The organism is Micromonospora sp. NPDC051141 (genome assembly GCF_044455765.1).
Classification (GTDB): domain Bacteria; phylum Actinomycetota; class Actinomycetes; order Mycobacteriales; family Micromonosporaceae; genus Micromonospora.
In genome coordinates, this window is sequence record NZ_JBITFD010000007.1 from 152,314 (window position 1) to 179,184 (window position 26,871).

The window sequence follows — 26,871 nt, forward strand, 5'->3', positions numbered from 1 at the left end:
CGTCAGAGGAGCAGCCGCGGCCCGGGTCGCGGGCCGACCGGATGCGCAAGCCCCTCGCCAAGGACGCGCTCAAGCAACTCGCCGAGTCGCACGGCGTCTGCGTCCGCCCCCTCGCGCTGCGCCGCACCGACACCGCCACCGGCCACACCGAGGTCGTGGAAGTGCCGTGCGGGGCGACCCTGGCCGTCAAGTGCAAGCCGTGCGCCGAGAAGGGCCGGCGGCTGCGCATCCAGCAGATCCGGGAGGGCTGGCACCTGGCCGACGAGCCCGCCGTCCGACCCGACAAGCCCGGTGAGGACGCCCTCGCACTGGTCCGGGTGCGGGCGCACCTGGAGTTCGAACGCGAAGCCGTCCAGTACCAGCCGATGACCCCCGACGAGCGGGCCGCCCAGGTAGCCGAAATCGACGCCGCCATAGCGGAACTCGACGAAGCCCTCGGCGAGACCAGCCTGCGCGGCCACCTCACGCCGAAGGAACGCGACGAGCGGCCCCGCCGCAAGCGGTCCACCCGGCGGCGTCAAGACTCGCCCGACCTGCCCCGGCTACCCGTCGACCCGCGCACGGTCGGCCGGGCCTACTCGGGCCGGACGGGAAAGACGTACCGGCCGTCGATGCTGGTCACGCTGACGCTCGACTCGCACGGGGCGGTGCACTCCCACCTCCGTCGCGGCGCCTACGCCGCGCCGTGTGAATGCGGCACCCGGCACGGCCCGCACGATGGCCTCCTCGGCACCCCGGTCGACCCGGCCGGCTACGACTACCGGCGCGCGGCCCTGGATGCGATCCACTTCGCCCGGGTCCTCGACCGGTGGTGGCAGAACGTCCGCCGCGCCGCTGGCTGGAACGTCCAATACGCCGGAGCCGTCGAGCTGCAACGCCGGCTCGCCCCTCACGCGCACTTCGCGATCCGGGGCACCCTGCCGCGTCGGCTGCTCAAGCAGATCGCCGCCGCCACCTACCACCAGGTGTGGTGGCCACCGTTCAACGAGCCGGTCTATCGGGTGGACAAGCCGCCGGTCTGGGACGTCGACCGACAGGCATACGTCGACCCGAAGACGCGTGAGTCGCTGCCCACGTGGGGTGAGGCTCTCGACGCCCTGGAGGAGCCCGACAGTCGTCCCGCCTACGTCGCCCGCCTCGGGCGCATTGACGCCCGCGGCATCGAGCAGGGCACCAAGGATGCGGAACGGTCCATCCGTTACGTGACCAAGTACGTCACCAAGGATCTGACTGACCAGGCCAAGCCTCGCTCGGACCCGCAGAAGGCGCACTTCGACCGCCTGCACGCGAAACTGTCGGTCCTGCCGTGCTCGCCGACGTGCGCCAACTGGCTGCTCTATGGCGTCCAACCGGACGGCGTCAAGGCCGGCTTGACCCCGGGCCGCTGCACCGGGAAGGTCCACCAACGCTCCACCCTCGGCTTCACCGGCCGCCGCGTCCTCGTCTCCCGCCAATGGTCCGGAAAGACCCTCGCCGACCACCGCGCCGATAACCGGGCATGGGTGCGCGCCATCCTCGCCGGCGGCATGGCCGACACCGAGGAGCACGACCAGGCGGCCGACGACGGATCCAAGCGGTACCGGTTCGAACTGGCTCGGCCCGAAGATCCGGACGTGCCGCCCCTGGAGCACCGACTCCTGCGCGCGATATCCGCCCGCATCCGCTGGCGCACAGACCTCGACAACGCACGCCTACGAACAGCCGCGGTCACACCGGCATCCGATCAACCCGCTGCGCTCGCGGCCTGCGCCCAGTAATCGCCCTTGCCGGTCCGACTCCCCCGCAACCCGCCCCTCCCCTCCGCACACGAGGAAGGCCAGTCGATGAACGCCACCAGCTCGATCACTCCTCGCGTGCTGCGCGTCGAGGAAGCCGCCCATGCGCTCGGCATCGGCCGCTCGCTCGTCTACGACCTGATCCGCTCCGGCCGGCTCCGCTCCTTCAAGGTCGGAAGCCGCCGGCTCATCCCCGCATCGGCCATCGACGAGGCCATTGCCACGCTCACGGAGGAAGCCGCCTGATGCCCAAAGATCCGAAGCAACGACAGTCGGCTGCCCGCCGCAACCCCAACGGGGAAGGCTCGATCTATCAGCGTTCGAGCGACGGCCGGTGGGTCGGGCAGGCGTACGTGCTCGCCACCGACGGCAATCGCAAGCGAAAGTTCGTCTACGGCGCTACCTGGGACGAGGCACACGCCAAGCTCATCGAGCTGAAGGCGCAGTCTCAGCGCGGCATCCCCGTCCCCGACCGGGCGTGGAAGCTGGCCGACTATCTGCCCTATTGGCTGAAGACGTACGTCAGTGATCTGAAGCCGACCACCGTTCGGGGCTATGAGAGCGCCGTACGGCTGCACCTGGTGCCGGCCCTCGGCACGAAGCGTCTCGGCGGCTTGCAGGTGCAGCACGTCAAGGCGTTCATGGACGGCTTCCGTCGTAAGTGCCTCTGCTGTACCAACGGTCTCGACAAGATCCGCCCGGCCGGCCGGCGGTGCTGCTCCGTCGGTCGCTGCTGCCAGAGCTACCCGAGCGCTCGTCAGGTGCAGTTCGTGCACGCGGTCCTGCGCAACGCGCTGCAACACGCGATGCGGGAGGAGTTGGTGTCGCGCAACGTGGCGAAGCTGGTGCGTGTCCCCTCACCGCGCTACAAGATCGGCAAAGGGCTCTCCGTCGACCAGGTGCGCAAGATCCTCGCCGCCTCCTCCGGCCACCGGCTGCACGCTCTTTACGTCACCGCGGCCACGATGGGCCTCCGCCGCGGGGAACTGGTCGGGCTCCGCTGGTCGGATGTCGACCTCGACGACGGCACCCTTCGGGTGCAGCAGACCGTGCAGCGGGTCGCCGGGACGCTTCACGTCCTGGACGCCAAGACGGAGGACTCCGAGGCGGTGCTACCGCTGCCCGAGTTCACCTGATGGAGCACCGGGAGCGCCAGCAGGAGGAGCGGGCCGCTCTCCCCGAGGTCTGGGAGGATCACGGGCTCGTCTTTCCCTCCGAGCGCGGTACGCCGATGGAGCCGACCAACCTCAGCCGCTCCTTCGCCCGCCTCCGGGAAGCCGCCGGCCTACCCGGTGTCCGGCTGCACGACCTGCGGCACACGGTCGTGTCGCTGCTGATGGAGCTGGGCGTGCCGCCGCACGTCGTCCAGGCCATTGCCCGGCACGCCGACGTGAAGGTGACGCTGAAGGTCTACGCTCACGCCAACCTCGACGCGATGCGTCAGGCGCTCGGCAAGCTCGACGGGCGGCTGTCGTGACCCCCGTTGCTGTCAGCGTTGCTGTCAATCGGGGGAACCACGACGGCCACCGGCCGGGAACGCCTTGTGGAATTGGAGCCCCCGGCCGGGATCGAACCGGCGACATCTCGCTTACAAGGCGAGTGCTCTGGCCAGCTGAGCTACAGGGGCGCGTGTGACGGGCCCAGCATAGCGACTGGGCTCGGGAAATCCCGCCTGGCAGGGCTCCCGAGCACGGAAAACGTCAGTTACCTCACCAGGTCGACCGACCGATCGTCCGCTGATAGCGCTCACAGCGGGGAGATTGATGCCTCTCAGTGCCCGACTGACCGAAATGTGTATGCCGTCCGTCCCACCCGCTGCGTCTCGTCTTGGCACGAACGCGAAAGCCGTTTACGGTGCAGTGACACGGACGACACTCCGGCCGGCCTCGGCTGCCCGGGCGACGCTCCCGTTGGCCGGCGCCCTGGGTGCCGGTCGCTCCTTCACTCGGATCGTCCGGCACGTTCCTGCCGGTGAAAGGAAGCGCTTCATCATGGCTACGGTCACCTACGCGAAGGCGTCCCGGATCTATCCGGGCACCGAGCGCCCCGCCGTCAACCAGCTCGACCTCCAGATCGGTGACGGGGAGTTCCTCGTCCTGGTCGGCCCGTCCGGCTGCGGTAAGTCCACCAGCCTGCGGATGCTCGCCGGCCTGGAGGACGTCGACGACGGCGCCATCTACATCGACGACCGGGACGTCACCCACCTCCCGCCGAAGGCCCGCGACATCGCGATGGTCTTCCAGAACTACGCGCTCTACCCGCACATGACGGTGTACGAGAACATGGCGTTCGCGCTCAAGCTGCGCAAGACCTCGAAGTCGGAGATCGACCGGCGGGTCAAGGAGGCGGCCGGGCTGCTCCAGCTCGAGGAGTTCCTCAGCCGCAAGCCGAAGGCGCTCTCCGGCGGTCAGCGCCAGCGGGTCGCCATGGGCCGCGCGATCGTCCGCGAGCCGCAGGTCTTCCTCATGGACGAGCCGCTGTCGAACCTCGACGCCAAGCTGCGTGTGCAGACCCGTACCCAGATCGCCTCGCTCCAGGCGAAGCTCGGCGTCACCACCGTCTACGTCACCCACGACCAGGTCGAGGCCATGACCATGGGTCACCGGGTGGCGGTCATGCTGGACGGCGTGCTCCAGCAGGTGGACACGCCGCGGGCGCTCTACGACACCCCGGCCAACGTCTTTGTCGCCGGTTTCATGGGCTCCCCGGCCATGAACATCAAGACGGTGAAGCTGACCGACCAGGGCGGCGCGTTCGCCGAGATGATCGTGCCGCTGACCCGTGAGCAGGTCGAGGCGGCCCGCGCCGAGGGCGGCGACGGCAAGGTGACCGTGGGCTTCCGCCCGGAGGACTGCGACCTGGTGAGCCCGTCCGAGGGCGGCATGCCGGTCGTGGTCGAGCTGGTCGAGGATCTGGGCTCCGACGCCAACGTCTACGGCCACGCCGCGCTGGAGGGCCACAACGAGCGGTTCGTGGTCCGCACCGACCGGCGCAGCATGCCGAACATGGGCGACACCGTGTTCGTCAAGCCGCGCGCCGGCCGCAACCACGTCTTCAACGCCGCCACCGGCAAGCGGATCTGACGTACGCGAAGCAGGAGGGGCGGCCCGCCACGGCGGACCGCCCCTCCTTCGTACCTGCGGGTCAGCCCTCGACCGCGCGGCGGCGGGCGACCTCGGCGAGCGTGACCGCGGCGGCGACGCTCGCGTTGAGCGACTCCACGTCGGAGATCATCGGAATGCTGACGGTCAGGTCGCAGGTCTCGCCGACCAGGCGGGACAGCCCGCGCCCCTCCGAGCCGACCACCACGACGAGCGGGCCGACCGCGGCCTCCAGGTCGTACAGGTCGGTCTGCCCGTCGGCGTCCAGGCCGACCACGATGAAGCCGGCCTCCTTGCACGCCTTCAGCGACCGGGTCAGGTTGGTGACCTGGGCGACCGGGACGCGCGCTGCCGCGCCGGCGCTGGTCCGCCAGGCGGTCGCGGTGATCCCGGCGGCCCGTCGCTCGGGCACGAAGACACCCTGCGCGCCGAACGCGGCGGCCGACCGGATCACCGCGCCGAGGTTACGCGGGTCGGTGACCCCGTCCAGCGCGACAAGCAGCGGGGCGGCCTGCTCCAGCGCGGCGGTGACCAGGTCGTCGAACGGCTCGTAGGCGAACGGCGGCACCTGGAGGCCGACGCCCTGGTGCAACACCCCACCGGTCATCCGGTCCAGCTCGGCGCGGCTCACCTCGAGGATCGCGATGCCCCGGTCGGCGGCGGTGCGGACGATCTCCTTGACCCGGTCGTCCATGTCGATGCCCTGCGCGGTGTAGAGCGCGGTCGCCGGCACCTGGGCGCGCAGCGACTCCAGCACCGGGTTCCGGCCGACGAGCAGCTCGGGGCTGTCCTTCGCGGGGTTCGACTTGCGCCCCGGGGAGACCCGGGGCCCGCCGGACCGGCCGGCCGGCTTGCCGCCGCCGCGGCCCTTGGCGGTGGGTATGCCCCGACCGCCGCCCTTGCCCCAGGTGGTGTCCTTGCTGCCGGGCTGGCCGATCTTGGGCGCGCGGCCCTCCTCGGCCGCGGCGCGACGCTCCTTGTCCTGCTTCCAGGCGGTGCGCTGGGGCAGCTTCTCGGTGCCCGAGTAAGCCTTGTGCCAGGGACGCTCGTCGGCCGGCAGGGTGCGCCCCCGGCCGGCGAGGGAGTCCTTGTTCTTGCCACCGGTGCCCTTGGGGGCGCCCGCCTTCGGCGTCAGTCGCCGGCCACGGCGCTGCGAGTTGCCGGCCATCAGTCCTGCTCTCCAATAGTCCAACGCGGGCCCTGGGGGGTGTCCTCGACGACCACGCCGGCCTGCTTGAGCTGGTCACGGACCGCGTCGGCGGCGGCCCAGTCCTTGCGGCCACGGGCCTGCGCGCGCTGCTCCAGGGCCAACGCGACGAGGGAGTCCACCACGCCGCGCAGGTCGTCCGTGCGGTCGCCACCGGTCCAGGCCGGATCCAGGGGGTCGACGCCGAGGATATCCAGCATCGCCCGCGCGGCGGCCAGCGTCGTGCGGACGGTCACATCGTCGCCGCCGCTCAGCGCGGTGTTGCCGTCCCGGACGACCTCGTGCAGCACGGCGAGCGCCGCCGAGGTGTTGAGGTCGTCGTCCATCGCCGCCACGAAACCGGCGGGCAGCTCACCGGGTCGGCCCACGCCGACCCGCTCGACCGCCCGCTGCACGAAGCCCTCGATCCGCCGGTACGCGACCGCGGCCTCGCGCAGCGCGTCCTCGGAGTAGTCGATGCGGGACCGGTAGTGCGCGGCGGCGTAGTAGTAGCGCAGCTCCACCGGGCGCACCCCGAGCGAGGCCACGTAGTCGAGGTCGAGCGTGTTGCCGAGCGACTTGCCCATCTTGGTGCCGCCGATGCCGAGCAGGCCGTGGTGCACCCAGTAGCGGGCGAACGGCAGGTCGGCGGCCTGCGACTGGGCGATCTCGTTCTCGTGGTGCGGGAACGTCAGATCGAGCCCGCCGCCGTGGATGTCGAACTCGGCGCCCAGGTAACGCCAGCACATCGCCGAGCACTCGATGTGCCAGCCGGGCCGGCCGCGGCCCCACGGCGACGGCCAGGCGGCGTCGGCCGGCTCGCCCGGCTTGACGCCCTTCCAGAGCGCGAAGTCACGCGGGTCGCGTTTGCCCCGGTCGGGGGCGTCGCCGGCCGGCTGCATGTCGGCCGGGGACTGCCCGGACAGTGCGCCGTACGCTGGCCAGGACGCCACGTCGAAGTAGACGTCGCCGGAGCCGTCGGTGGCCGGGTAGGCGTGCCCGGTCTCGATCAGTCGGGCGATCAGCTCGTGCATCTCCGGGATGTGACCGGTGGCCCGCGGCTCGTAGGTCGGCGGGAGCACGTTCAACGCCCGGTAGGAGGCGGTGAGGATCTGCTCGTTGGCGTACGCGATCGACCAGAACGGCCGGCCGTGCTCGATGGCCTTGGCCAGCACCTTGTCGTCGATGTCGGTCAGGTTGCGGATGAAGGTGACCTCGAACCCGTTGCCCAGCAGCCAGCGACGCAGCACGTCGTAGTTGACGCCGGAACGAAGGTGACCGATGTGCGGGGGCGCCTGAAGTGTGAGACCACACAGGTAGACCCCCACCTTGCCGGCTTCCCGCGGGACGAAGTCCCGCACCGATCGGGTGGCGGTGTCATACAGGCGTAGCGTCACCTCCCAAGGGTAGCCCTCCACACATTTCCGGGTCAGCCCGAGCCGGGTCGTACGCTGCGTGCTGTGGACACGGCGGCACGCCCGGGAGAGACCGCGCAGACCCTGGACCGGGGTCTGCGCCTGCTGCACCTCGTCGCGGACGCGCCGGGCGGGCTGACCGTCACCGAGGCCGCGCACCGGCTCGGCATCGGCCGGGCGGCCGTCTACCGGCTGGTCGGCGCGTTGACCGGGCACGGCATGGTGCGGCGCGACGGCGAGGGCCGGCTGCGGCTCGGCGTGGGCGTGCTGCACCTGGCCCGCCGCGCGCAGCCGCTGCTCGCCGAGGGCGCGCTGCCGGCGCTGCGCCGGCTCGCCGAGCGGACCGGCGCGACCGCCCACCTGACCGTGGTGGAGGGCGGCGAGGGGGTCGCGCTGGCCGTGGTCGAGCCGAGCTGGACCGCGTTCCACGTGGCGTACCGGACCGGCTCCCGGCACCCGTTGGAGCGGGGCGCGGCCGGCCGGGCTGTGCTGGCCGGGCGGGCCGGCGAGTCCGGCCCGGTGAGCACCAGCGGGGAACTCCAGTCCGGGGCGTACGGGGTGGCGGCGCCGGTGCTGGGCGTGCCGGGGCTGGAGGGCAGCGTCGGCGTGGTCTCGCTGACCCCGCTGGACGTGACCGAGGTCGGCGCCCAGGTGACCGCCGCCGCCGAGGCGGTCGCCGCCGCGCTCTCCTGACCGACCCGCCGCCCGCCCCGCCCGGGCCCCGCGGGGCGGGCGCAAGTTCGAGGAAGTGGCGGCATCCGCCCGGGTGGCATACGCCCACCTCGGCGAAATGGCGGCGCCACCCGCCGCGGATACGCCCATCTCGCCGGAACGGCGTCTCCTCGCCGCAGCGGCGGTGCGGGAACGGGTGCGCGTCCCTAGCACATCGCGGGCCTCGGTGAGGGCTGTCCACAGCCGTGGCACGGCCTCGGCCGTGGTGGTTGTCCACAGGGGTGTCGACAGCCGTCGCGGAGCCACCAGGCTTGTCGTATGCCACCTCACCCGCATCGCCCACCGCAGTTGGCCTGGCAGGTCTTCCGAGGCTCGGACGCGGTCCGGAACGGGCTGCTGTCCCGCCACCACCTCCGGGGCGCGTCCTGGCTCCGACTCCGGCAGGACGTCTACGCCGACGCCCGCCTCGACCGCGACCACGAGCTGGCCTGCCGCGCCGTGCTGCTCCGCATGCCGCCCGGCACACTGATCGCCGGCCCGTCGGCGGCCTACCTGCACGGGGTCGAGCACGCCGCCACCTTCACCGACGACGTGCACGTCCTGCTGCCGGCCGCGATCCGAGCCGACTCCCAACCCGGCGTCCGGGTGCACCACGCCCCGGTGTCCAGCACCCGCAGCGGCCTGCTGGTCCCCGCCGGCGCCGCCACGGCACCGACGAGCACCGCCACGGCACCGACGAGCACCGCCACGCCGACCCGCTTCGGCCCGATGCCGGCACGCGCCGCCATGTCGACCGGCACGACCACTCGGCGCGGCGCGGGCAGACGACTCCCGGCCGTCCGGCCACCCGACGCGGTGGAGCCGGGCCGGCCGCCGGTTCGGCACCGCCCGCCGCGTCCGGCAGGCCCGACGACTCCCCCCGGATCGCCGGCCGGACCGACCGGTCCCCAGGAACTGACCGGGCCGCCCGCCCCGGCCGGGCCACCGCCACGCACCGCGCCCGCCGTCTGCGCCTGGGAGACGGCGGTCTGGGCCGATCCCGTGCGGGCCGTCGGCATCCTCGACGGGCTCCTGCGCATCGGGGTGGTCAGCCGGTCCGAGCTGGCCGCCGAGGCGGCCCGAAACGCCGGGCGTCCGGGTGGCCGCCGGGCGTCGTGGATTTTCGGCCTGACCGACGGCTGCGCCCAGTCGCCACCCGAGTCCCATCTGCGGGTGCGGCTGATGTTCGCCGGCCTGCCGCGTCCCGCGGCCCAACATCCGGTACGCGTGTCGACCGGCCTCGTTCTCCATCCCGACCTGGCGTGGCCGGAGTTCCGGGTCGCCGTCGAATACGACGGTCGGTGGCACGCCGATCCGGATCGGATGCACCTCGACCGGCGCCGGCTCAATCAACTCGTCGAGGCGGGTTGGCTGGTGCTGCACGCGACCAGCCAGCGCCTGGGCAGGGAGTTCCCCGTCCTGGTCCGCGAGATCCGCGCCGCCCTGGTCGCCCGGGGCTGGCGACCGTGACGAGCCGTACCGGCCGGTTCCGGTGGCACCACGCCGCCGACTCGCCGACACGGAGAAGCCCGGGCGACGTGCGTCGCCCCGGCTTCTCGGAACCGCGATTGTCGTTACGGCCGCGCGTTGGGCTTCAGCGGCGACTTCACCGCGGCGTAGGCGTCGACGATGCCGTAGCCGTAGAAGCCGTTGAAGTTCAACGAACCCGCGCAGTACGCGTTGTACGTCTCGTCCCGACCCTCGTTGGTGTAGGTCTGGAGCCGCGGCTCCGGGCAGGCGTGCTCGGCCGCCGTCCGGTAGAGGTGCTGCTCGACCTGGTCCGGCGCCATGCCGTAGCCGTTGCGGCCCTGCTGCTTGCCGTACCGGCTGACGATCAGCGCGGCCACGCCGGAGACGTGCGGGGACGCCATCGACGTGCCCTGGAGGTAGGTGTAGTAGCCGCACTCGCCCTTGGCCGTGCACTGCTTGAACACCGAGTCCTCGAAGCCGGCCACGATGTTGCCGTCCTCGTCGACCGACCCCTCCTCCTGGAGCACCTTCTTCGGGTACGTGGAGAGGATCATGTTGGCGTCGGTGCGGTAGGTGTCGGTGCCGAAGCCGTCCCGGAACCAACCACCCGGGGCCGCCACCGAGATCTGCTCGGTGCCGTAGTTCGAGTAGTCGGCCTTCTTGCCGGACGGGCCGACCGCCGAGACGCCGATCACGTGCGGGCCCTCGACCGGCAGGTCCCAGCAGCTCGCGTTGTCGATCGGCCGCGGGTACGGCGGGGTGTCACCGTAGTCCGGGCTGCTCTCGTCGGTCCGCGGGTCGCCCAGGTCCTCGTTGTTGTTGCCGAGCGAGCCGACCAGCGTGACGCCCTTGCCGTGGGCGAAGTTCAGCGCCCGCTTCATGGCCTCGATGATGGTCCGCTGCTCGGCCTGCTGCTCCGGGTTGTCGGCCGGGTTGGCGGTGCAGTTGTAGAGCCACGGGTCGACGTAGAAGGACATGTTGACCACGTCGAGCCCGGAACGGCCGGCGTGCACCAGCGCGTTGACCACCGGGTTGAGGAAGAAGTAGCCGCTGTCCTGGCCGCCCTTCAGCTCGACCAGGGAGACCTTCGGGGCCACGCCGGAGAGGCCGAAGCCGTTGGCGGCGGCGCCGATCGTGCCGGCCACGTGGGTGCCGTGACCGCCGTCGTCGGTGCCGACCGGGTCGAGGCAGCTCGCCACCTCGCACGGGCCGTCGACGTCGGGGATGTCCGGCGCGAAGTTGCGGGACAGCGCCCAGTTGAAGTTCGGGGCCAGGTCGGGCTGGCTGGCGTCGACGCCGGTGTCCAGGACGCCGACGGTGACCCGGCGGTCGCCCGGCTCGATCTTGCGGGCCTGGTCGGCCCGGATCATGTCCAGGCCCCAGAGCTTGTCGTCAAGCGGGTCCATCTTCTTGGCGTTGCCCTTGGCGACCTTGCCCTTGGTCGCGGCGGCGGCCACCAGGTGCTCCTGCTCGACCCGGTCGAGCTTGGGCTTGCGGCCGATCGCCTTCTCCTCGGCGGCGCCGAGGAGCGCGCCGGCTGCGGTGGCGCGGCTGGCGAAGTCCGCCCGGTCGCTGCGCACCTGGAACAGGCCGACGTCGTCGGTGCGGGAGACGACAGTGCCGCCGGCCGCCTTGATCGCGGCGATCGCGGCGTCGGTGGAGACGCCGCTCTCCGCCAGCACGGTGAAGGTCCGGGTGCTGGACGGTGCGGCCGTCGCCGGCACACCCAGACCGGTCACCGTGAGTGCCAGCGAGGCCGCGACCGCGACCGCACCGGCGGTGAAGCGCTTGCTCACCACATCAGATCCTCTCGTTGAGGGACGTGGCAGTCATCCCACATCACGGGAGCGGGTTTCGCCAGATGTGCGCCCGGAATAAGCCACAATCAGGCATTCGCCCTCGTCAACGCGGCGAGCACCCCGGGCAGCTCGGCCAGCGTGGACACCTCGGCGTCGGGTTCGAGGCCGGTCGGCCGGGGCAGCCCGGCCCGGTTGAGCCAGACGGCCCGCAGGCCGGCCCGCTGGGCGGCGACCACGTCGTGTTCCGGCGAGTCGCCGACGTGGACGATCCGGGCGGCGGGCAGCCCGGCGGCGGCCACCACGGCGGCGAAGAACGCCGGTGCCGGTTTCTTCGGCAGGCCACCGTCGTGCGCGTACAGGGCGAAGGCGAACCGGCCGTCGAGGCCGCAGCGTTCCGCGCGGCTGTTGCCGTTGGTGGCGAAGCCGAGCAGGTGGTGCGGACGCAACGCGGTCAGCGCCGGCAGCACGTCCGGGAACGGCCGGCTCAGGGCGTACCGGCGGGCGAAGAAGAGCGCCGCGAACTCGTCCAGGTGGGCGTCGAGCCCGGCCCGGGCCAGCGACCGGGCCAGCGCGGCGCGACGGATCTCCCCGACCGGGGCCGCGCTGAGCCCGCCGAAGACCGCACCCCAGTCCCCCTCCAGGTCCGCGAGCGACACCTCGGCCGCCGCCGGGGTCCACCGCCGCATCTCCTCGAGTACGGCCACCAGCGCGCCGGTGACCGCCGGGCGCAGGTCGACCAGGGTCTCGTCGGCGTCGAAGACGACAGCGGTCCGCGGTGCGGTCACCGCTCACCGACCAGCGCCGACCCGGCCGGGGCCGGTGACGCCTTCCCGGGGCCGGCCCGCAGCTCGTCCACCCGGACCAGCGCGACGCCGCCGACGATGAGCGCGCCGCCGACCAGTTGGATCGCGCTCGGCAGTTCGTTCAGCACCAACCAGGCGATCAGCACCGCGAACATCACCTCGGTCAGCCCGACGAAGGAGGAGAGCCGGGCGCCGAGCAGCCGCGCCCCGGCGACCCCGGCCAGGTACGCGACCACGGCGGCGATCAGCGACAGCCCGACGATCGGCACCAGCCAGCTCACCCGGTGCCCGGCGAAGCTGACGTCGGCGGTGCCGGCGGCCAGCGGGAGCACCCCGACCGCGCCGAGCAGGAGCAGGATCGCGGCGCCGACGGCCATGCCGCCGCTGGCCATCACCACCGAGGGCAGGTCGGCGTCGACGCGGCCGGCGATGACGTAGTAGCCGGCCAGCCCCACGCCGGCGCCGAGCCCCCAGAGCACGCCGACCGGGTCGAGCCGACCGGCGCCGGTGAGGTCGAGGACGAACACCAGCCCGGCCAGCGCGGTGAGCGAACCCGCCACGGTCAGCACCCGGGGTCGCTGGCCGTGGACCAGCCACATCCAGCCGACCACCAGCACGATGCCGAGGTATTCCAGCAGCAGTGCCACGCCGACCGGCAGGTACCGGACCGCGTTGAAGAAGCACGCCTGGGCCAGGGCCACCCCGAGCAGCCCGAACAGCACCACGGTGAGCGCGTTGCGGCGCAGCACCGGCCAGCGACCGCGCAGCACCAGCAGGGCGGGCACGGCCAGCACCAGAGCGGCGATGCCGACCCGGGCGATCACCACGGCGACCGCCGACCACTCACCGGTGATCAGCGGCCGGGCGAACGTGCCCGAGGTGGCGAACGTGAGCGCGGAGAGCAGGGCCAGGCCGAGCCCGGTGCCGGACCGTTCGCGCATCGACATTCCCCCGGTCATGAGTGAAGAAGCGTTACGCTGATGACGTTAGGGGTGCCGTCCGACAGGAGTCAAGTTGCTTTTCGCTCATGACACCGAGTGCGGGTTGGTGGCCGCCGCCGCACTGGTGAACACCACCGGGCCGAGCCGGGAGGATCTGCCGGACGTCACCGCGCTCGACGCGTTCTTCACCGCGTACGGGTGGAGCGGCCGGCACGAGCACACCGAGGCGGAACTGCGCCAGGTCCGCACGCTGCGGCCCCGGCTACGCCGGATCTGGTACGCCGACACCGACGAGGTGGTGGAGATCGTCAACGGGCTGCTCCGCGAGTCGCACGCCCTGCCGCAGCTCATCCGGCACGACGACGAGCCGTACCATCTGCACGCCGTGCCCCGCGACGCGCCGCTGGCCACCCGGATGGCGGTCGAGGCCGCGATGGCCGTGGCCGACCTGGTCCGCTCCGGTGAGCTGAGCCGGCTGCGCCGCTGCGACCACCCCGACTGCGACAACGTGCTCGTCGACCTGTCGAAGAACCGGTCCCGCCGATTCTGCGACGCCGGCTGCGGCAACCGGGCCGCGGTCAGCGCCTACCGGGCCCGCAGGGCGGCGTCCCACTCCTGACGGATCGCGGGCCAGTCCGCCCGGAGCAGCTCGTACTCCACCTCGCCGTGCTCCGTACCCGGGATCGGGTCGTCGAAGTCGAGGTGGAACGTGCGGGTGTAGCGCAACCCGGCGCGGGTCATCACCGCGCGGGACCTGTCGTTCACCGCCATGGTCTGCGCCCACACCCGCCGCACGCCGACCGTGTCGAACGCGTGCCGCACCAGCGCCCGCGCGCCCTCGGTGGCCAGCCCGTGCCCCCACACCGCGCGGCGCAACCGGTAGCCCAGCTCCGCCTCACCGCCGTCGTCGGACGGATCGAGCGCCAGCCAGCCGAGGAACTCCCCGGTGAACCGGTCGAGGGCGGCCCACCGACCCAGCCCGGGATGCCTGTCGTACTGCGCGAGCAACCGGGGCAGCACCTCGTCGCGGATCGTCGCGGCCGGCGTGGGCGCACCGTTGGTGAGGAACCGCATGACCTCCGGGTCGGCGTCCAGCGCGACCAGCCGGTCCACGTCGGCCATGGTGAACCGGCGCAGCGTCAGCCGACCGGTCTCCCGCAACACCCCGTCGTCGTCAGGCACGGTCGGATCATCCCGCCGACCCGCCGCCCGGGGCGAGGCAATTACCGCCGCGGTGGCGCGGCCAGGAAAACCCGCCAGGGGTACGCGTCGAAGGTGAGCACCGGCCCGGTCGGGTCCTTGCTGTCCCGCACCCCGACCACGCCCGCCAGGTCGGTAGCGACCTCGACGCAGTCATTGGTCTGGGCACTCCGACTGCTCTTCCGCCAGGTGGCACCGCTCAGATCCATGACTCCGCCACCTCCCTCACGAACTCAATCGACTCCTGCGGGGGCAACCCATCACCGAGAATAGCCTCCCAGACCCGCTGCAACCGACTGAGATCCGTCGGTTGGTCAAGCTCCTGCCCGCCCACCTGCGTGGCGAGGAATGCCAGCTCAGTCCCCTCCCGCAGGGTTGCCAGAAGGAACGGGCCGCCGAGCCCGGGATACTCCTGTGCGGACCTGGGCACGACATGCAACTGGACCCGTGGATGCTCGGTGGCGATCCGCGCCAGGTGAACAGCCTGGTCACACATCGTCTTGCGGGTGCCGACCTGCCGGCGCAACGCGGCCTCGTCGAGCACCACCCACAACCGTGGTGGCCGCTCGTCGTACAGGATGCGCTGCCCCTCCATCCGTTCGGTGAGCCGACGCTCGACATCGTCCGGTTCGAGCAGGCCACGCGCCTCGAAGACGGCGCGGGCGTACGCCTCGGTCTGGAGCAGGCCGGGCACGTACAGCGGCTCGTACCACCGCAGCACTCGCGACTGCGCGACGATCTCGCCCCGACCGCGTAGCCAGGGTTGCGCCCGGTCCAGGCTGACCAGTTCGGTGAGCATGCGGCCGAAGAGGCCGCCGGTGTCGAGCGCCTGGTCGACCAGCTCCACGTATTTTGCCGTGGGCGGCTGGTGGCCCAGCTCCACCGCGCTGACCATCGACGCCGAATAGTTGACCGCCTTGGCCAACTCCTCCTGGCTCCAACCTCGCCGGGCGCGGGCCCGACGCATCTCGGCGACCAGGAAGGCCCCCGCCGTCATCTGCCCGCCCGACATTTCCAGCCGCCCTCCAGGATCGAAATGATCGACTCCGAGGGCACGCCACCGGTCGAGCGGCCTGCCACAGCAGGTCTCGGACAACACCCCCGAAGCCTTCCGAGCGTAGTCACGTCATCAGCAGACTGTGAAGCGTGACACCGCTGCTCACTTCCCCCGAGCGCGGCGTCGCGGTGGGACCGTCCCGCTCCCCCGGCCGGGCGGTCCTACGCCAGCCGGGGCGGCGATGTCACGAACGACTCAGCTCGAAAGGGACCGCACATGCCCCTCCCTGACCGGCCCCACCTACCGCTACGCCCGCTCTGGCTCTGCCGGACGTGCGGCACGCCCTGGCCGTGCGCCGACGCGCGCCTCACCCTGCTCGACGAGTACGCGGGCGACCCGGTCGGGCTCAGCGTCTATCTCTGCGGCGTGCTCCACGAGGCGACCGCCGACCTGCACCGGCTGCACCCGGCCGACCGGCTCGACCCGGCCGCCCTGTTCGCCCGCTTCCTCGGCTGGGCGCGACGACGGGCCATGCCCTGACCTCAGGGGTGCGTCATCCGGAGCAGGTCCAGCGCCTCGTCCAACTGGGTCTCGGTGAGCTTGCCCGAGTCGACGTGCCCGCGCGAGATCACCACCTCGCGGATGGAGACCTGCTTGGCCAGCGCCTCCTTGGCGATCGAGGCGGCCTCGTCGTACCCGAGATGGCGGTTCAGCGGGGTGACGATCGACGGCGAGCCCTCCGCGTACGCCAGGCAGACCTCGGCGTCCGCGACCAGGCCGGCCACCAGGCGCTCGGCGAAGAGCCGGCTGGACGCGGCGATCAGCTTGATCGACTCCAACAGGTTGCGGCCCATGACCGGGAGCATCACGTTCAGCTCGAAGTCGCCCTGCGAGCCGGCGAAGGCCACCGCCGCGTCGTTGCCGATCACCTGCGCGCAGACCTGCCGCATCGCCTCGGCCACCACCGGGTTGACCTTGCCCGGCATGATCGACGAGCCGGGCTGGAGGTCGGGGATGCGCAGCTCGCGCAGGCCCGCGCGGGGACCGGAACCCATCCAGCGTACGTCGTTGGCGATCTTGTAGAGGCCGACCGCGACGGTGCGGAGCTGCCCGGACGTCTCCACCAGCGCGTCCCGCGCGCCCTGCGCCTCGAAGTGGTTGCGTGCCTCGGACAGCGGCAGGCCGGTCGACTCCCGCAGCCGCCCGATCACCTTGCCCGCGAACCCGAGCGGGGTGTTGATGCCGGTGCCCACCGCGGTGCCGCCGAGCGGCAGCTCGGCCAGCCGGGGCAGCGCCGACTCCAGCCGCTCGACGCCGTAGCGGACCTGGGCGGCGTACCCGCCGAACTCCTGCCCGAGCGTGACCGGCGTGGCGTCCATCAGGTGCGTCCGGCCCGCCTTGACCACGGTCTCGAACTCGGCCGCCTTCGCCTCCAACGCCATGGCGAGCTGCGTCAGGGACGGGAGCAGATCCTCCACCACGAACTGGGTGGCGGCCAGGTGGATCGAGGTCGGGAACACGTCGTTGCTGGACTGCGACGCGTTCACGTGGTCGTTCGGGTGCACGTCGCGGCCCAGCTCGCGGCTCGCCAGCGACGCGATCACCTCGTTGGTGTTCATGTTGGACGACGTGCCGGAACCGGTCTGGAACACGTCCACCGGGAACTGGTCGTCGTAGCCCCCGGCGGCGACGTGCGCGGCGGCCGTGGCGATCGCCTCGGCCACGTCCGCGTCGATCACGCCCAACTCGCCGTTGACCTGGGCAGCCGCCCCCTTGATCTGGGCCAGCGCCTTGATCTGGGCCGGTTCGAGCCCGCGTCCCGAGATCGGGAAGTTCTGCACCGCGCGCTGGGTCTGCGCCCGCCACAGCGCCTCGGCGGGCACCTCCACCTCGCCCATCGAGTCACGTTCGATCCGGTAACCGGTCGCCTCTGGAGTCGTCACGCGTACCATCCTGCCGCGCCGCCGGCCGGTACGCAGGGAAAGCGACGCGGGCCTCAGCCCAGCTCGGCCAGCAGCTCCTCGGTCGCCCGCCGGCCCGGGGACTCGATCTGACGGAACAACACCAGGGCCCGGCCGGCGTAGCGGCGGGCCTGCCCGGCATCCGTGTCGCGCAGGCACCGGGCCATGCCGTCCAGCGCACGGGCCTGCTCGTAGCGGGCCCCGAGCCGGGTCGCGTCGGCGAGCACCCGGCGGTGCAGGTCGAGCGCGCTGGCCACGTCACCCTGGTCGAGCAGCGCCTGGGCGAGCAGGTTGCGCGAGGCGCACTGACCGATCCGGTCGCCGGAGTCGGTCACCACCACCAGCGCCTCCCGGTGCAGGTCGGCCGCCCGCTCGGGCCGACCGACCCGCCGCTGGAGGGCGCCCATCTCGTTGAGCACCTCCGCTTCGCCGTACCGGCCGACGTACTTCTTCTTGAGGCGCAGGGCGACCCGCAGCAGCCGCTGGGCCGGCTCCAGGTGACCCATCCGGTGCCGAATCATGCCGGTGTGCGCGACCGCGTTCGCCAACTGCCGGAAGTCCCCGTTCTGCCGCGCCAGCACCAGGTGGGACCGGCTGAGCCGCAGTGCCTCGGCGTGGCGGCCGGCCGACAGCAACGCGTAGGCCACGTTGTTGATCAGGTTGGCCAGCTCCGCCGTGTGGTCGGCGCCGCGGATCATCTGCATCGCGGTGTCGAGGCACTCCATCCCCTGCTGGTGATCCCCGTTAGCCGAGTAGGACACCCCGAGGTTCCACAGCGACACCCGCATCTCGTCGCGGAGCCCGAGCCGCCGGCGGATCTCCAGGGCCCGCCGCATCAACCGGATGGCTTCGGGAAACCGGGCCTGCCGGTAGTAGACCGAGGACAGGTAGTTGTAGATGGTGCCCACCGCCGCCTCGTCACCGAGCGCCTCGGCCGCGCGCAGGCCGACGGTGTGCGTCTCCAACAGGTCGTCCAGGTGTCCACTGTCGAAGTTGGCCCGCCAGCAGGCCCGGGCGAGCTGCCAGCAGTGCCGCCGGAAGCCCTCCGCCTCGGCGAGCTGGACCAGCGCGGTCAACAGCGCCGCGTGCTCGTCGAACCAGGCCCGGCCCTGCGGCAGCGTGGCATCCACCAGATCGGGCCGGCGCGGCGGGTTGGCGGGCAGGGACCGTAGGCTGCCCGCCGACTCGATCGTCCGGGCGATCGCCGAGGCCACGTCGAGATGGTGGTCCAGCAGCCGTTCCAGGGCCGCCCGGCGCTCCCCGGCCCGCCCCGGCTCGGCGAGCAGCGTCCGGGCGTACTCGCGGATCAGGTCGTGCAGCCGGTAGCGGCCCGGATCGGCCTCCTCCACCAGGTGCGCGTCCACCAGCTCGTCGAGCAGATCCTGCGCCTCCGCCAGCGGGATGTCGGCCAGCGCGGCGGCCACCCGATTGTCGAACCCGCCACCCGGCGGCAGACCGAGCAGCCGCAGCATCCGCTGCGCCGTGGGCGACACCTGGGCGTACGAGAGCGCGAACGCCTGCCCGACGGAACGCTCCCCGGCGGCCAGCTCGGCCAGCGGGTCCCCGCTGGTGGCCAGCCGTTCGGCCAGGTCCGCGACCCGCCAGCGGGGCCGGTGCGCCAGCCGGGCCGCCGCCAGCCGCAGCGCCAGCGGCAGGTGCCCGCAGCGCCGCGCCACCTCGGCAGCCGCCTCCGGTTCGGCGGCGACCCGGTCCCGGCCGACGATCCGGCCGAGCAGCTCCACCGCCTCCTCCGGGTCGAGCACGGGCAGGGACGACGGGCGCCCCTCGTCCAACCCGACCAGTCGGCGGCGGCTCGTGATGAGGACGAGGCAGTCCGGGCCGTTCGGCAACAGCGGCGTGACCTGCGCGCTGTCGGCCGCGTTGTCGAGCACCACGAGCGCGCGGCGGCCGGCCAGCTCGGTACGCCACAGCGTCAACCGGTCGGCCAGATCCAGCGGCATCCGCTCCGGCGGCACCCCGAGCTGGCGCAGCAGGACCGCCACCGCCGCCGCCGGGGTCAACGGCATGCGCTCGCTGTGCCCGTGCAGATCGACGAAGAGATGCGCGTCCGGGTAGCGGTCGCCGAGGGCGGCGGCCAGGTGCACCGCCAGCGTGGTCTTGCCGCTGCCGGCCATGCCGTCGATGAGCTGGACCCGGACCCGGTCCTCCTCGATCTCCTTCACCAGCCGGACCACGGTCTGCTGGCGGCCGGTGAAGTCACGTATCGCCCGGGGCAGCGAACGGACCGGCACCGTGGACCGGTGCTCCGCGACCCCCAGGGCCAGGTCGCCGGCGAGCACCCGCTGGTGCAGGTCCTGCAACTCCGGACCGGGCTCGATGCCCAACTCCTCGGCGTACAGTCGGCGGCCCTCGCGGTAGACCGCGAGCGCGTCGGCCTGCCGGCCCACCGCGGCGAGGGCCCGCATGAGCTGGCCGCGCAGCCGCTCCCGCAGCGGGTTCCACTCGACGCTCTCGGCCAACTCGTCGACCAGGTCGGTCGCCGGCCGCAGGCGCAGCTCGATCTCGACGCGCTCCTCCAACGCCGCCAGTCGCTGCTCGTCGAGGGCCAGCGCCCGCCGGCGTACGCTCCGGCTGGGAATGCCGCTGAGCGCCGGCCCCCGCCAGAGGGCCAACGCGGCCCGGTAGTGGCGTCGCGCCTCCTCGGACTGGCCGGCGGCGACCGCGGCCCGCGCGGCGTCGACCGCCCGGCCGAAGATGTCGGCGTCGAGGTCGTCCGGTGCGACCCGGATGCCGTAGCCGGCCGGATCGGTGACGATGACGTCCGGCGGCAACCCCAGCACCGCGAGGCGCTGTCGCAGTCGCGACACGCAGATCTGCAACTGGGCTCGCGCGGTGGCCGGCGGACGGTCCTCCCAGACCGCGTCGATCAGCTCGTCGAACGGCACCACGCGACCGGCGCGCAGCAGCAGGAGGGCGAGCACGGTCCGGTCCCGACCTGCGGTGACGGTGGCTTCGCCCCCGCCTACCCGCAAAGGTCCCAGGATCCCGAACCGCATGCGCCGCCCCCGTACGCCTTTGTGCACTTACAGCAGCGTAACCCGCTGGTAACCGCATGACGCGTCGAGGCGATAGTGATCTGATAGCGGATCGACAGCGACGCGGGACAGACTCGTCGCGGTTGTCGGTGACGACATCCGACGGGGGCGGTGCGCCCGTCCGGTCGCGAGGCCGGGCGAGCGCACCGATGTCGGAAGGTGGAACCGGGCCGCGCGCAGCGGGTAGTATCGCAGTCGCCAGGAGCAGTAGCTTCTGGAAGTGGACCCGGCAGCCTTCCGGACGGTGGGTGGGCCGGGTCTCGCGTTTGAGTGGCCCGGCTTCAGTCGCCCACCGGTCGCACCTCGTCCACCATCGGGCGCGCCATCGCCTTCCATTCGCCGCCTCTGGCCCACGACCAGGCAATCGCGTCGGGGAGCGCGAGCAGGTGGTCCTCGTGGGCCCGCAGGTGGTCGTACCGCAACTGCTCGGCCACCCCGGCCAGCCGTAGCTCATGGTTGAGCGTGCGCACGTCGGCCACCCGGCGGGAGTCGTCCAACTCCAACACCAGACGCTCGGCACCGACCTTGGCGGCGTCGGCGATCAACGCCCGGAGGCACGCTTCCCGGGCGGCACGATTGTCGCGGTGACTCGATGCGTCGTAGAGCACAACCGCCGCGCCGAGCCTGCGGAACGCCATGAGGATCTCCCGCCGCCGTTCAGGTCGTTCCTTGCAGAAGTGGATGCTGCGCTGACCGCGCAGCGTGAGCCCGGATACGACCTGACGAGCCGCGCTCACCCGGTGCCGGGCGAGGACGGCTGCCGCGAGTATCAGGCCGCGTTCCTTGGTCTCGTCCACGAAGATGTGTGGCCCCACCGCTCACCTCACCGATGCCGCAGCGTCTGAAGCGGCGCGGCGGTCTCCGCGATGAGGAAGAAACTCCAACCGTTGCGGTGCGGGCTCACCTCGGGGTTGTAGTGCTTGACGATCTCCCGGGCCGCCTGGCTCGGCGTCTTGAAGACGCGTCCGGCCAGCGGCCCTGAGGTGATCTCGATGCGTCCCGGCCCCGGAACGAACGACGCGAAGGTGCGGTGCCCGGCGTAGTCGGCATACACCTGGACGGCCGAGGGCTCGTCACCGGCACCCGCTTCGCCTGCCCGCGCCTCGGCGCGTGCTCTCGCCTCCCTGACCATGCGCGCCACGACCTGCCCCTTGGTCAGGCCCGCAATGTCGGCGGCGAACGCCACGTAACGGTCGGTTTCTTCGTCTACGTCGATCGACGGCATGTGGCCCTCCTCGTCAGCCCGACCAGGCTATGAGAAGGGGGGAACTCCACCAAGCATCAAAACGCCAAAGATTCCTGAGAACTTAAACTTCTCAGCGGCGGCCGACGGTGAGCACCGGCTTGGTGACCTCGGCGAAGAAGTCGTTGCCCTTGTCGTCGACCACGATGAAGGCTGGGAAGTCCTCCACCTCGATCCGCCAGACCGCCTCCATGCCCAGCTCCGGGTATTCGAGCACCTCGACGTGCTTGATGCAGTCCTGGGCCAGCCGAGCCGCCGGGCCGCCGATCGAGCCGAGGTAGAACCCGCCGTGGGTGTCGCAGGAGCGGGTGACCTGGGCGGACCGGTTGCCCTTGGCCAGCATCACCATCGAGCCGCCGGCCGCCTGGAACTTCTCGACGTAGGCGTCCATCCGGCCGGCCGTGGTGGGGCCGAACGAGCCGGAGGCGTAGCCCTCGGGGGTCTTGGCCGGGCCGGCGTAGTAGACCGCGTGGTCGCGCAGATATTGCGGCATCGGCTCGCCCGCGTCCAGCCGCTCGGCGATCTTGGCATGCGCGATGTCCCGCGCGACGACCAGCGGGCCGGTCAGGGACAGGCGCGTCTTCACCGGGTACTTCGACAGCTCGGCGCGGATCTCGTCCATCGGCCGGTTCAGGTCGACGCGGACGACGGTCTCGGTGTCCAGCGTCTCGTCGGTGACGTCGGGAAGGTAGCGGGCCGGATCGGTTTCGAGGCGCTCCAGCCACACGCCCGACGGGGTGATCTTGGCAACCGCCTGCCGGTCGGCGGAGCAGGAGACCGCGATGGCGACCGGGCAGGACGCGCCGTGCCGGGGCAGCCGGACCACCCGCACGTCGTGGCAGAAGTAGCGTCCGCCGAACTGCGCGCCGATGCCGAAGTTGCGGGTCAGCTCCAGCACCTCCGCCTCCAGCTCCAGGTCGCGGAAACCGTGCGCGCTCATCGAGCCCTGCGTCGGCAGCGCGTCCAGGTACTTCGCGGAGGCGTACTTGGCGGTCTTCAACGCGTACTCCGCGGAGGTGCCGCCGATGACGACGGCCAGGTGGTACGGCGGGCAGGCGGCGGTGCCGATCAGCCGCAGCTTCTCCTCCAGGAACTGCATCATCCGCGTCGGATTCAACAGCGCCTTGGTCTCCTGGTAGAGGTAGGACTTGTTGGCCGAGCCCCCACCCTTGGCCATGAACAGGAACTTGTACGCGTCCGGGTGGCCGTCCGGGTCCTCGGCGTACAGCTCCACCTGGGCCGGCAGGTTGCTGCCGGTGTTCCGCTCGTCCCACATGGTCAGCGGCGCGAGCTGCGAGTAACGCAGGTTCAGCTTCGTGTACGCCTGGTAGACACCGCGCGAGATCGCCTCCGCGTCGGTGCCGTCGGTGAGCACGTGCCGCCCGCGCTTGCCCATCACGATCGCGGTGCCGGTGTCCTGGCACATCGGCAGCACGCCACCGGCCGCGATGTTGGCGTTGCGCAGCAGGTCGAGCGCGACGAACCGGTCGTTCGGCGAGGCCGCCGGGTCGTCGATGATCGACCGGAGCTGGGCCAGGTGGGCCGGGCGCAGGAAGTGGGCGATGTCGTGCATGGCCTCGGCGGTCAACGCGGTCAGCGCGGCCGGCTCCACGGTGAGGAAGCGGCGACCACCCGGGCCGTTGACGACGTCCACGCCCTCGTCGGTGACCAGGCGATATTCCGTCTGGTCCGGACCGGTCGGCAGGAGGGGCGCGTACGAGAAGGCGGCGGCACTGCTCATGACCGAAAAGCCTAGGGCAGAGCGGTCGATCGGTGACACCCGCCGGTGGGGTCCTGGGACGCCGATCTCACCCGGCGTCACTTCCCGTCGGCGCAGAGTTCCTTCTTCGGCCCGCAGTCGCCCCGGTTGCCCGGGGGACGCCAGGTGTCGCCCGGGTCGGGCGCCGGCACGGCACCCTGGTCGGCCGGCGGCGCTCCGGCGCCACCGGTGCCCCAGCGGACGTACCCGATCTCCCGCCCCTCCCCGACGATCATGCCGTTCGGGCCGACCGCCAGCGCGTTCGCCGACGTGCGCAGCTCGGCCAGCACCCGACCGCCGCGCGGCTCGACCGCGACCAGCCGGGACGGTTTCTCCTCGGTGAGCACCACCGCGTACGGGGTCAGGGCCGCGCCGCTCTTCTGACCGGCCGGCCGGGTCCACCGGGTCCGGTCGGCGGACAGCTCGCGGCCGAGCAGCGAGTCCTTGTCGGCGCTGCGCATTACCGCGTACCGGTCGTCGACGGCGAGCAGCTTCTCGCCCTCCGCGCCCACCTGGAGCAGCCGGCCGTCGTAGCCGTCGAGCACCGCCTCCCGACCGTCCGGGGCCACCCCGATGAGCACGTTACGGGCGCCCTGCGGGTCCTCCCGCTGCACGCAGCCGGCGGCGTCCGCGGTACGCAGGTTGATCCCGGCCCGTCGCCACACCTGCTGGCCGGTGGCCGGGTCGACGGCGGTGACGACGAAGTAGCAGCTCCCGTCGCGGGAGGTGGCCGCGACCCGGAGCAGCCGGCCGCCGACCACCGCGAGCCGCTCCTCCCGACCGGGCTGGACGTTCTGGAGCACCCGGCCGGTGGCGGTGTCCACCACGTGCACCCGGCCGTCGACCGGGAACCCGAGCAGCGGCGGGACCGACTCCGGCCCGGCCACCCCGCCGTCGATGCGGGTCGCGCCCAGCCGGCGGGTGCCGAGCAGCTCCGGATTGTCGGCGAGCACCCCGCTGTGCACGCCGGGCAGGAACGCGCTCCACAGCGGAGCGGTGCCGCGCGGGTCCCAGGCCCGCAACGTGCAGTCGGTGGCCTGCACGCAGTACGCGTCGAGCAGCAGGTTGCGGTACGTCCAGACGGCGATCGCGCGCTCGTCGCGTCGGCGGGTCACGCCGGTGGCCGGGTCGAGGATTTCGTACCCCTTGTCGAGCAGCTTGCCCACGGCGACGACCGACTCCCGGCCGCTGCCGGCCACCGCCGACCAGTCGGCCTTGCGCTCCCAGAGCTGGCTGCCGTCGGCGAGCTTGCGGGACTCGATCCGGGTGCGCTGCTCGACGATCACGGTGTCACCCGCGATGGTGACGCTGCGCGGGGTGCCGCCGACGCGTTGCTGCCAGACCACGTCCGGCTCGGAGATCGGCTTGCTCCGGTCGACCCAGTCCCAGAGGCGGGGGAAGGGGTTCCAGACGCCGGTGGCGGCGAGCACGACCACGGTGATGAGCCCGAGCAGCAACCAGCCGCGTATGCCTAGGCCCTTCACACCGGACACGGTAGCGACGATCACCGTTCCCCGGGCTCCGTGCGGGGCGTGTCGCGCCGCTTCTTGCCCGGCCGGAGGTGTTAGAGGGGCCCCGTCTCTACCGGAGGCGTTAAGCGGGGGGCTTTCCTTCGCCGCGGGCGGCGGAGCGCACGAGGGGCAGCGTGCGGTAGGGGATCTGCTCGGCCAACGCGATGATGGTGGAGGCGCGCCGGATGCCCTCCGAGGCGACGATCTGGTCGATGACCCGCTGGAGGTCGGTGTTCGACCGGGCCACGATGCGGCAGAGCAGGTCGCTGGAGCCGGTGATGGTGTGCGCCTCCAGCACCTCCGGGATGGCGGCCAGGTGCGCGGTGACCTGGTCGTGGCCGTGCCGCTGGCTGATCTCCAGGGTGACGAAGCTGGTCACCCCGAACCCGATCGCGGCCGGGGAGATCTCCGGCCCGAAGCCGCCCACCACGCCCCGGCCGACCAGCTTGTCGAGCCGGGCCTGCACGGTGCCCCGGGCCACGCCGAGCCGCCGGGAGCACTCCAGCACCCCGATCCGCGGTTCCTCGGCGAGCAGTTCGATCAAGCGCGCGTCCAACTCGTCGAGCTGTACATCCTGACCAGTGTTCACGGTGGTTGACGATACCGAATGCGCAACCTGACCAGGAAAACCACTAACTATTGCCCAACCGGAGGCGGTCCGGAGATGCTCGCCGGAAGCACATCCACGGCGGCCCACGAGGCCGGCCGGTACGCGAGGGAGGCCACCATGACCCAGGCGATCGACCGACCCCAGTTGACCGAGGAGGTCGACGCCGACGTGCTCGTCGGCGCCGTCAACCACGACATCAGCCGGGACCCGTTCCCGGTCAAGGGCCTCGACCACCTGCACTTCCTGGTCGGCAACGCCAAGCAGGCGGCGCACTACTACTCCACCGCCTACGGCATGACCTGCGTGGCGTACCGGGGGCCGGAGCAGGGCTACCGGGACCACGCCCAGTACGTGCTGACCAGCGGCTCAGCCCGGTTCGTGCTGACCGGCGTGGTGCGCCCGGGCGCCGACGGCGAGGCGCACGTGGCGAAGCACAGCGACGGCATCTCCGACATCGCGCTGGAGGTGCCGGACGTGGACGCCGCGTACGCGCACGCCACCGCGCAGGGCGCGACCGGCCTGCTGGAGCCGCACGACGTCAGCGACGAGCACGGCACCGTCCGGATGGCGGCCATCGGCGCGTACGGCGACACCCGGCACACGCTCGTCGACCGGTCCCGCTACACCGGGCCGTTCCTGCCCGGCTTCGTGGCCCGCGCCCCGATCGTGGACCGCCAGCCGATGATCGACGCCGGCCTCCAGCCGAAGCGCTTCTTCCAGGCGGTCGACCACGTGGTCGGCAACGTGGAGCTGGGCCGGATGGACGAGTGGGTCGAGTTCTACAAGCGGGTCATGGGCTTCAGCAACATGGCCGAGTTCATCGGCGACGACATCGCCACCGACTACTCCGCGCTGATGAGCAAGGTGGTGGCCAGCGGCACCCGCAAGGTGAAGTTCCCGCTCAACGAGCCGGCGGTGGCCCGCAAGAAGTCGCAGATCGACGAGTACCTGGAGTTCTACCAGGGCCCCGGCGCCCAGCACGTCGCGGTGGCCACCAACGACATCCTGGCCAGCGTGGACGCCATGCGGGCGGCCGGCGTCGAGTTCCTGGACACCCCGGACTCCTACTACCAGGACCCGGAGCTGCGCGCCCGCATCGGCAAGGTGCGGGTGCCGATCGAGGAGCTCCAGTCCCGCAAGATCCTGGTGGACCGGGACGAGGACGGCTACCTGCTCCAGATCTTCACCAAGCCGGTGCAGGACCGCCCCACCGTCTTCTTCGAGCTGATCGAGCGGCACGGCTCCCTCGGCTTCGGCAAGGGCAACTTCAAGGCCCTGTTCGAGGCGATCGAGCGGGAGCAGGAGAAGCGCGGCAATCTGTGACACTGTCCGC

General features: G+C 72.0%; 25 protein-coding genes and 1 tRNA gene. 10 read left to right on the top strand and 16 right to left on the bottom strand.

The genetic code is table 11. From position 1 onward, the window contains the following. Nucleotides 1–41 precede the first annotated feature (41 nt). The 4 genes from ACIA6B_RS15870 (at nt 42) to ACIA6B_RS15885 (ending at nt 3,252) form a co-directional block, all read left to right on the top strand. Nucleotides 42–1,757: a replication initiator gene (locus ACIA6B_RS15870; RefSeq protein WP_396773903.1), complete on the top strand. Its 1,716-nt coding sequence runs from the start codon at nt 42–44 to the stop codon at nt 1,755–1,757. A 66-nt stretch (nt 1,758–1,823) separates the two neighbouring features. Beyond that, nucleotides 1,824–2,021, top strand: coding sequence for an excisionase family DNA-binding protein (locus tag ACIA6B_RS15875; RefSeq protein ID WP_181570675.1), 198 nt, complete (start codon nt 1,824–1,826; stop codon nt 2,019–2,021). Further along, complete coding sequence (locus tag ACIA6B_RS15880; protein WP_396773905.1) at nt 2,021–2,911, top strand: tyrosine-type recombinase/integrase; 891 nt, start codon at nt 2,021–2,023, stop codon at nt 2,909–2,911. Before ACIA6B_RS15875 ends, ACIA6B_RS15880 begins: the two co-directional genes overlap by 1 nt. Next, nucleotides 2,911–3,252 (top strand): tyrosine-type recombinase/integrase, encoded by a 342-nt coding sequence (locus ACIA6B_RS15885; protein ID WP_396773907.1) that lies wholly within the window; start codon nt 2,911–2,913, stop codon nt 3,250–3,252. The genes ACIA6B_RS15880 and ACIA6B_RS15885 overlap by 1 nt, the downstream gene beginning before the upstream one ends. Before the next feature lie 73 nt (nt 3,253–3,325). Here ACIA6B_RS15885 and ACIA6B_RS15890 read toward each other — a convergent pair. Continuing rightward, a tRNA-Thr gene (locus ACIA6B_RS15890) sits at nt 3,326–3,402 on the bottom strand. A gap of 364 nt (nt 3,403–3,766) precedes the next feature. Here ACIA6B_RS15890 and ACIA6B_RS15895 point away from each other — a divergent pair. Beyond that, nucleotides 3,767–4,858 carry an ABC transporter ATP-binding protein gene (locus tag ACIA6B_RS15895; protein ID WP_396773909.1) on the top strand — a complete coding sequence of 364 codons (1,092 nt, stop codon included), beginning with the start codon at nt 3,767–3,769 and terminating at the stop codon, nt 4,856–4,858. A 61-nt stretch (nt 4,859–4,919) separates the two neighbouring features. On the opposite strand, the gene rlmB is transcribed toward ACIA6B_RS15895, so the two are convergent. Together rlmB and cysS are read right to left on the bottom strand one after the other, a co-directional pair. Next, a complete protein-coding gene (gene rlmB, locus ACIA6B_RS15900; RefSeq protein ID WP_396773911.1) occupies nt 4,920–6,044 on the bottom strand; it encodes a 23S rRNA (guanosine(2251)-2'-O)-methyltransferase RlmB in 1,125 nt (374 codons plus the stop codon). Beyond that, entirely contained in the window at nt 6,044–7,459 is a 1,416-nt protein-coding gene (gene cysS, locus ACIA6B_RS15905; RefSeq protein WP_396773913.1) for a cysteine--tRNA ligase, read from the bottom strand. The genes rlmB and cysS overlap by 1 nt, the downstream gene beginning before the upstream one ends. Before the next feature lie 63 nt (nt 7,460–7,522). Between cysS and ACIA6B_RS15910 the strand changes: the two genes are divergently transcribed. Together ACIA6B_RS15910 and ACIA6B_RS15915 are read left to right on the top strand one after the other, a co-directional pair. Then, the gene (locus tag ACIA6B_RS15910) at nt 7,523–8,170 is read left to right on the top strand and encodes an IclR family transcriptional regulator (protein WP_396773915.1); all 648 of its coding nucleotides are present in this window, start codon (nt 7,523–7,525) and stop codon (nt 8,168–8,170) included. 297 nt (nt 8,171–8,467) lie between these two features. Next, complete coding sequence (locus ACIA6B_RS15915; RefSeq protein WP_396773917.1) at nt 8,468–9,658, top strand: hypothetical protein; 1,191 nt, start codon at nt 8,468–8,470, stop codon at nt 9,656–9,658. Between the two features lie 104 nt (nt 9,659–9,762). On the opposite strand, the gene ACIA6B_RS15920 is transcribed toward ACIA6B_RS15915, so the two are convergent. The 3 genes from ACIA6B_RS15920 to ACIA6B_RS15930 all read right to left on the bottom strand — a co-directional run bounded on the left by ACIA6B_RS15920 (nt 9,763) and on the right by ACIA6B_RS15930 (nt 13,201). Further along, a complete protein-coding gene (locus ACIA6B_RS15920) occupies nt 9,763–11,454 on the bottom strand; it encodes a S8 family serine peptidase (protein ID WP_396773919.1) in 1,692 nt (563 codons plus the stop codon). 89 nt (nt 11,455–11,543) lie between these two features. Beyond that, complete coding sequence (locus ACIA6B_RS15925; RefSeq protein WP_396773921.1) at nt 11,544–12,242, bottom strand: HAD family hydrolase; 699 nt, start codon at nt 12,240–12,242, stop codon at nt 11,544–11,546. Continuing rightward, a complete protein-coding gene (locus tag ACIA6B_RS15930; RefSeq protein WP_396773923.1) occupies nt 12,239–13,201 on the bottom strand; it encodes an EamA family transporter in 963 nt (320 codons plus the stop codon). Before ACIA6B_RS15930 ends, ACIA6B_RS15925 begins: the two co-directional genes overlap by 4 nt. A gap of 73 nt (nt 13,202–13,274) precedes the next feature. On the opposite strand from ACIA6B_RS15930, the gene ACIA6B_RS15935 reads away from it, so the two are divergent. After that, entirely contained in the window at nt 13,275–13,820 is a 546-nt protein-coding gene (locus tag ACIA6B_RS15935) for a CGNR zinc finger domain-containing protein (protein WP_396773925.1), read from the top strand. Here ACIA6B_RS15935 and ACIA6B_RS15940 read toward each other — a convergent pair. The 3 genes from ACIA6B_RS15940 to ACIA6B_RS15950 are packed head-to-tail and all read right to left on the bottom strand — an operon-like array spanning nt 13,787 to nt 15,398. Then, nucleotides 13,787–14,383, bottom strand: coding sequence for a GNAT family N-acetyltransferase (locus tag ACIA6B_RS15940; RefSeq protein WP_396773927.1), 597 nt, complete (start codon nt 14,381–14,383; stop codon nt 13,787–13,789). The two genes, ACIA6B_RS15935 and ACIA6B_RS15940, sit on opposite strands and share 34 nt — an antisense overlap. A 41-nt stretch (nt 14,384–14,424) precedes the next feature. Beyond that, complete coding sequence (locus ACIA6B_RS15945) at nt 14,425–14,610, bottom strand: DUF397 domain-containing protein (protein WP_396773929.1); 186 nt, start codon at nt 14,608–14,610, stop codon at nt 14,425–14,427. Beyond that, nucleotides 14,601–15,398, bottom strand: a complete 798-nt coding sequence (locus ACIA6B_RS15950) for a Scr1 family TA system antitoxin-like transcriptional regulator (RefSeq protein ID WP_396773931.1) — start codon at nt 15,396–15,398, stop codon at nt 14,601–14,603. The genes ACIA6B_RS15945 and ACIA6B_RS15950 overlap by 10 nt, the downstream gene beginning before the upstream one ends. A gap of 276 nt (nt 15,399–15,674) precedes the next feature. Here ACIA6B_RS15950 and ACIA6B_RS15955 point away from each other — a divergent pair, with 276 nt between their 5' ends. Continuing rightward, nucleotides 15,675–15,938 (top strand): hypothetical protein, encoded by a 264-nt coding sequence (locus ACIA6B_RS15955; RefSeq protein ID WP_396773933.1) that lies wholly within the window; start codon nt 15,675–15,677, stop codon nt 15,936–15,938. A gap of 2 nt (nt 15,939–15,940) precedes the next feature. Here ACIA6B_RS15955 and ACIA6B_RS15960 read toward each other — a convergent pair whose 3' ends face one another. The 7 genes from ACIA6B_RS15960 to ACIA6B_RS15990 all read right to left on the bottom strand — a co-directional run bounded on the left by ACIA6B_RS15960 (nt 15,941) and on the right by ACIA6B_RS15990 (nt 25,517). Beyond that, on the bottom strand, nt 15,941–17,350 hold the full coding sequence (locus ACIA6B_RS15960) for a class II fumarate hydratase (RefSeq protein ID WP_396773935.1): 1,410 nt from the start codon (nt 17,348–17,350) through the stop codon (nt 15,941–15,943). A gap of 44 nt (nt 17,351–17,394) precedes the next feature. Further along, nucleotides 17,395–20,376 carry a BTAD domain-containing putative transcriptional regulator gene (locus tag ACIA6B_RS15965; protein ID WP_396773937.1) on the bottom strand — a complete coding sequence of 994 codons (2,982 nt, stop codon included), beginning with the start codon at nt 20,374–20,376 and terminating at the stop codon, nt 17,395–17,397. Between the two features lie 320 nt (nt 20,377–20,696). After that, nucleotides 20,697–21,230 carry a hypothetical protein gene (locus ACIA6B_RS15970; RefSeq protein ID WP_396773939.1) on the bottom strand — a complete coding sequence of 178 codons (534 nt, stop codon included), beginning with the start codon at nt 21,228–21,230 and terminating at the stop codon, nt 20,697–20,699. An 8-nt stretch (nt 21,231–21,238) separates the two neighbouring features. Beyond that, nucleotides 21,239–21,640, bottom strand: coding sequence for a hypothetical protein (locus ACIA6B_RS15975; protein WP_396773941.1), 402 nt, complete (start codon nt 21,638–21,640; stop codon nt 21,239–21,241). Between the two features lie 91 nt (nt 21,641–21,731). Next, nucleotides 21,732–23,399: a fumarate hydratase gene (locus tag ACIA6B_RS15980; protein ID WP_396773943.1), complete on the bottom strand. Its 1,668-nt coding sequence runs from the start codon at nt 23,397–23,399 to the stop codon at nt 21,732–21,734. 77 nt (nt 23,400–23,476) lie between these two features. Further along, complete coding sequence (locus ACIA6B_RS15985; protein ID WP_396773945.1) at nt 23,477–24,910, bottom strand: PQQ-binding-like beta-propeller repeat protein; 1,434 nt, start codon at nt 24,908–24,910, stop codon at nt 23,477–23,479. Between the two features lie 100 nt (nt 24,911–25,010). Continuing rightward, nucleotides 25,011–25,517, bottom strand: coding sequence for an Lrp/AsnC family transcriptional regulator (locus ACIA6B_RS15990; RefSeq protein ID WP_396773947.1), 507 nt, complete (start codon nt 25,515–25,517; stop codon nt 25,011–25,013). A gap of 138 nt (nt 25,518–25,655) precedes the next feature. On the opposite strand from ACIA6B_RS15990, the gene hppD reads away from it, so the two are divergent. Further along, entirely contained in the window at nt 25,656–26,861 is a 1,206-nt protein-coding gene (gene hppD, locus ACIA6B_RS15995) for a 4-hydroxyphenylpyruvate dioxygenase (protein WP_396773949.1), read from the top strand. Nucleotides 26,862–26,871: the final 10 nt, after the last annotated feature.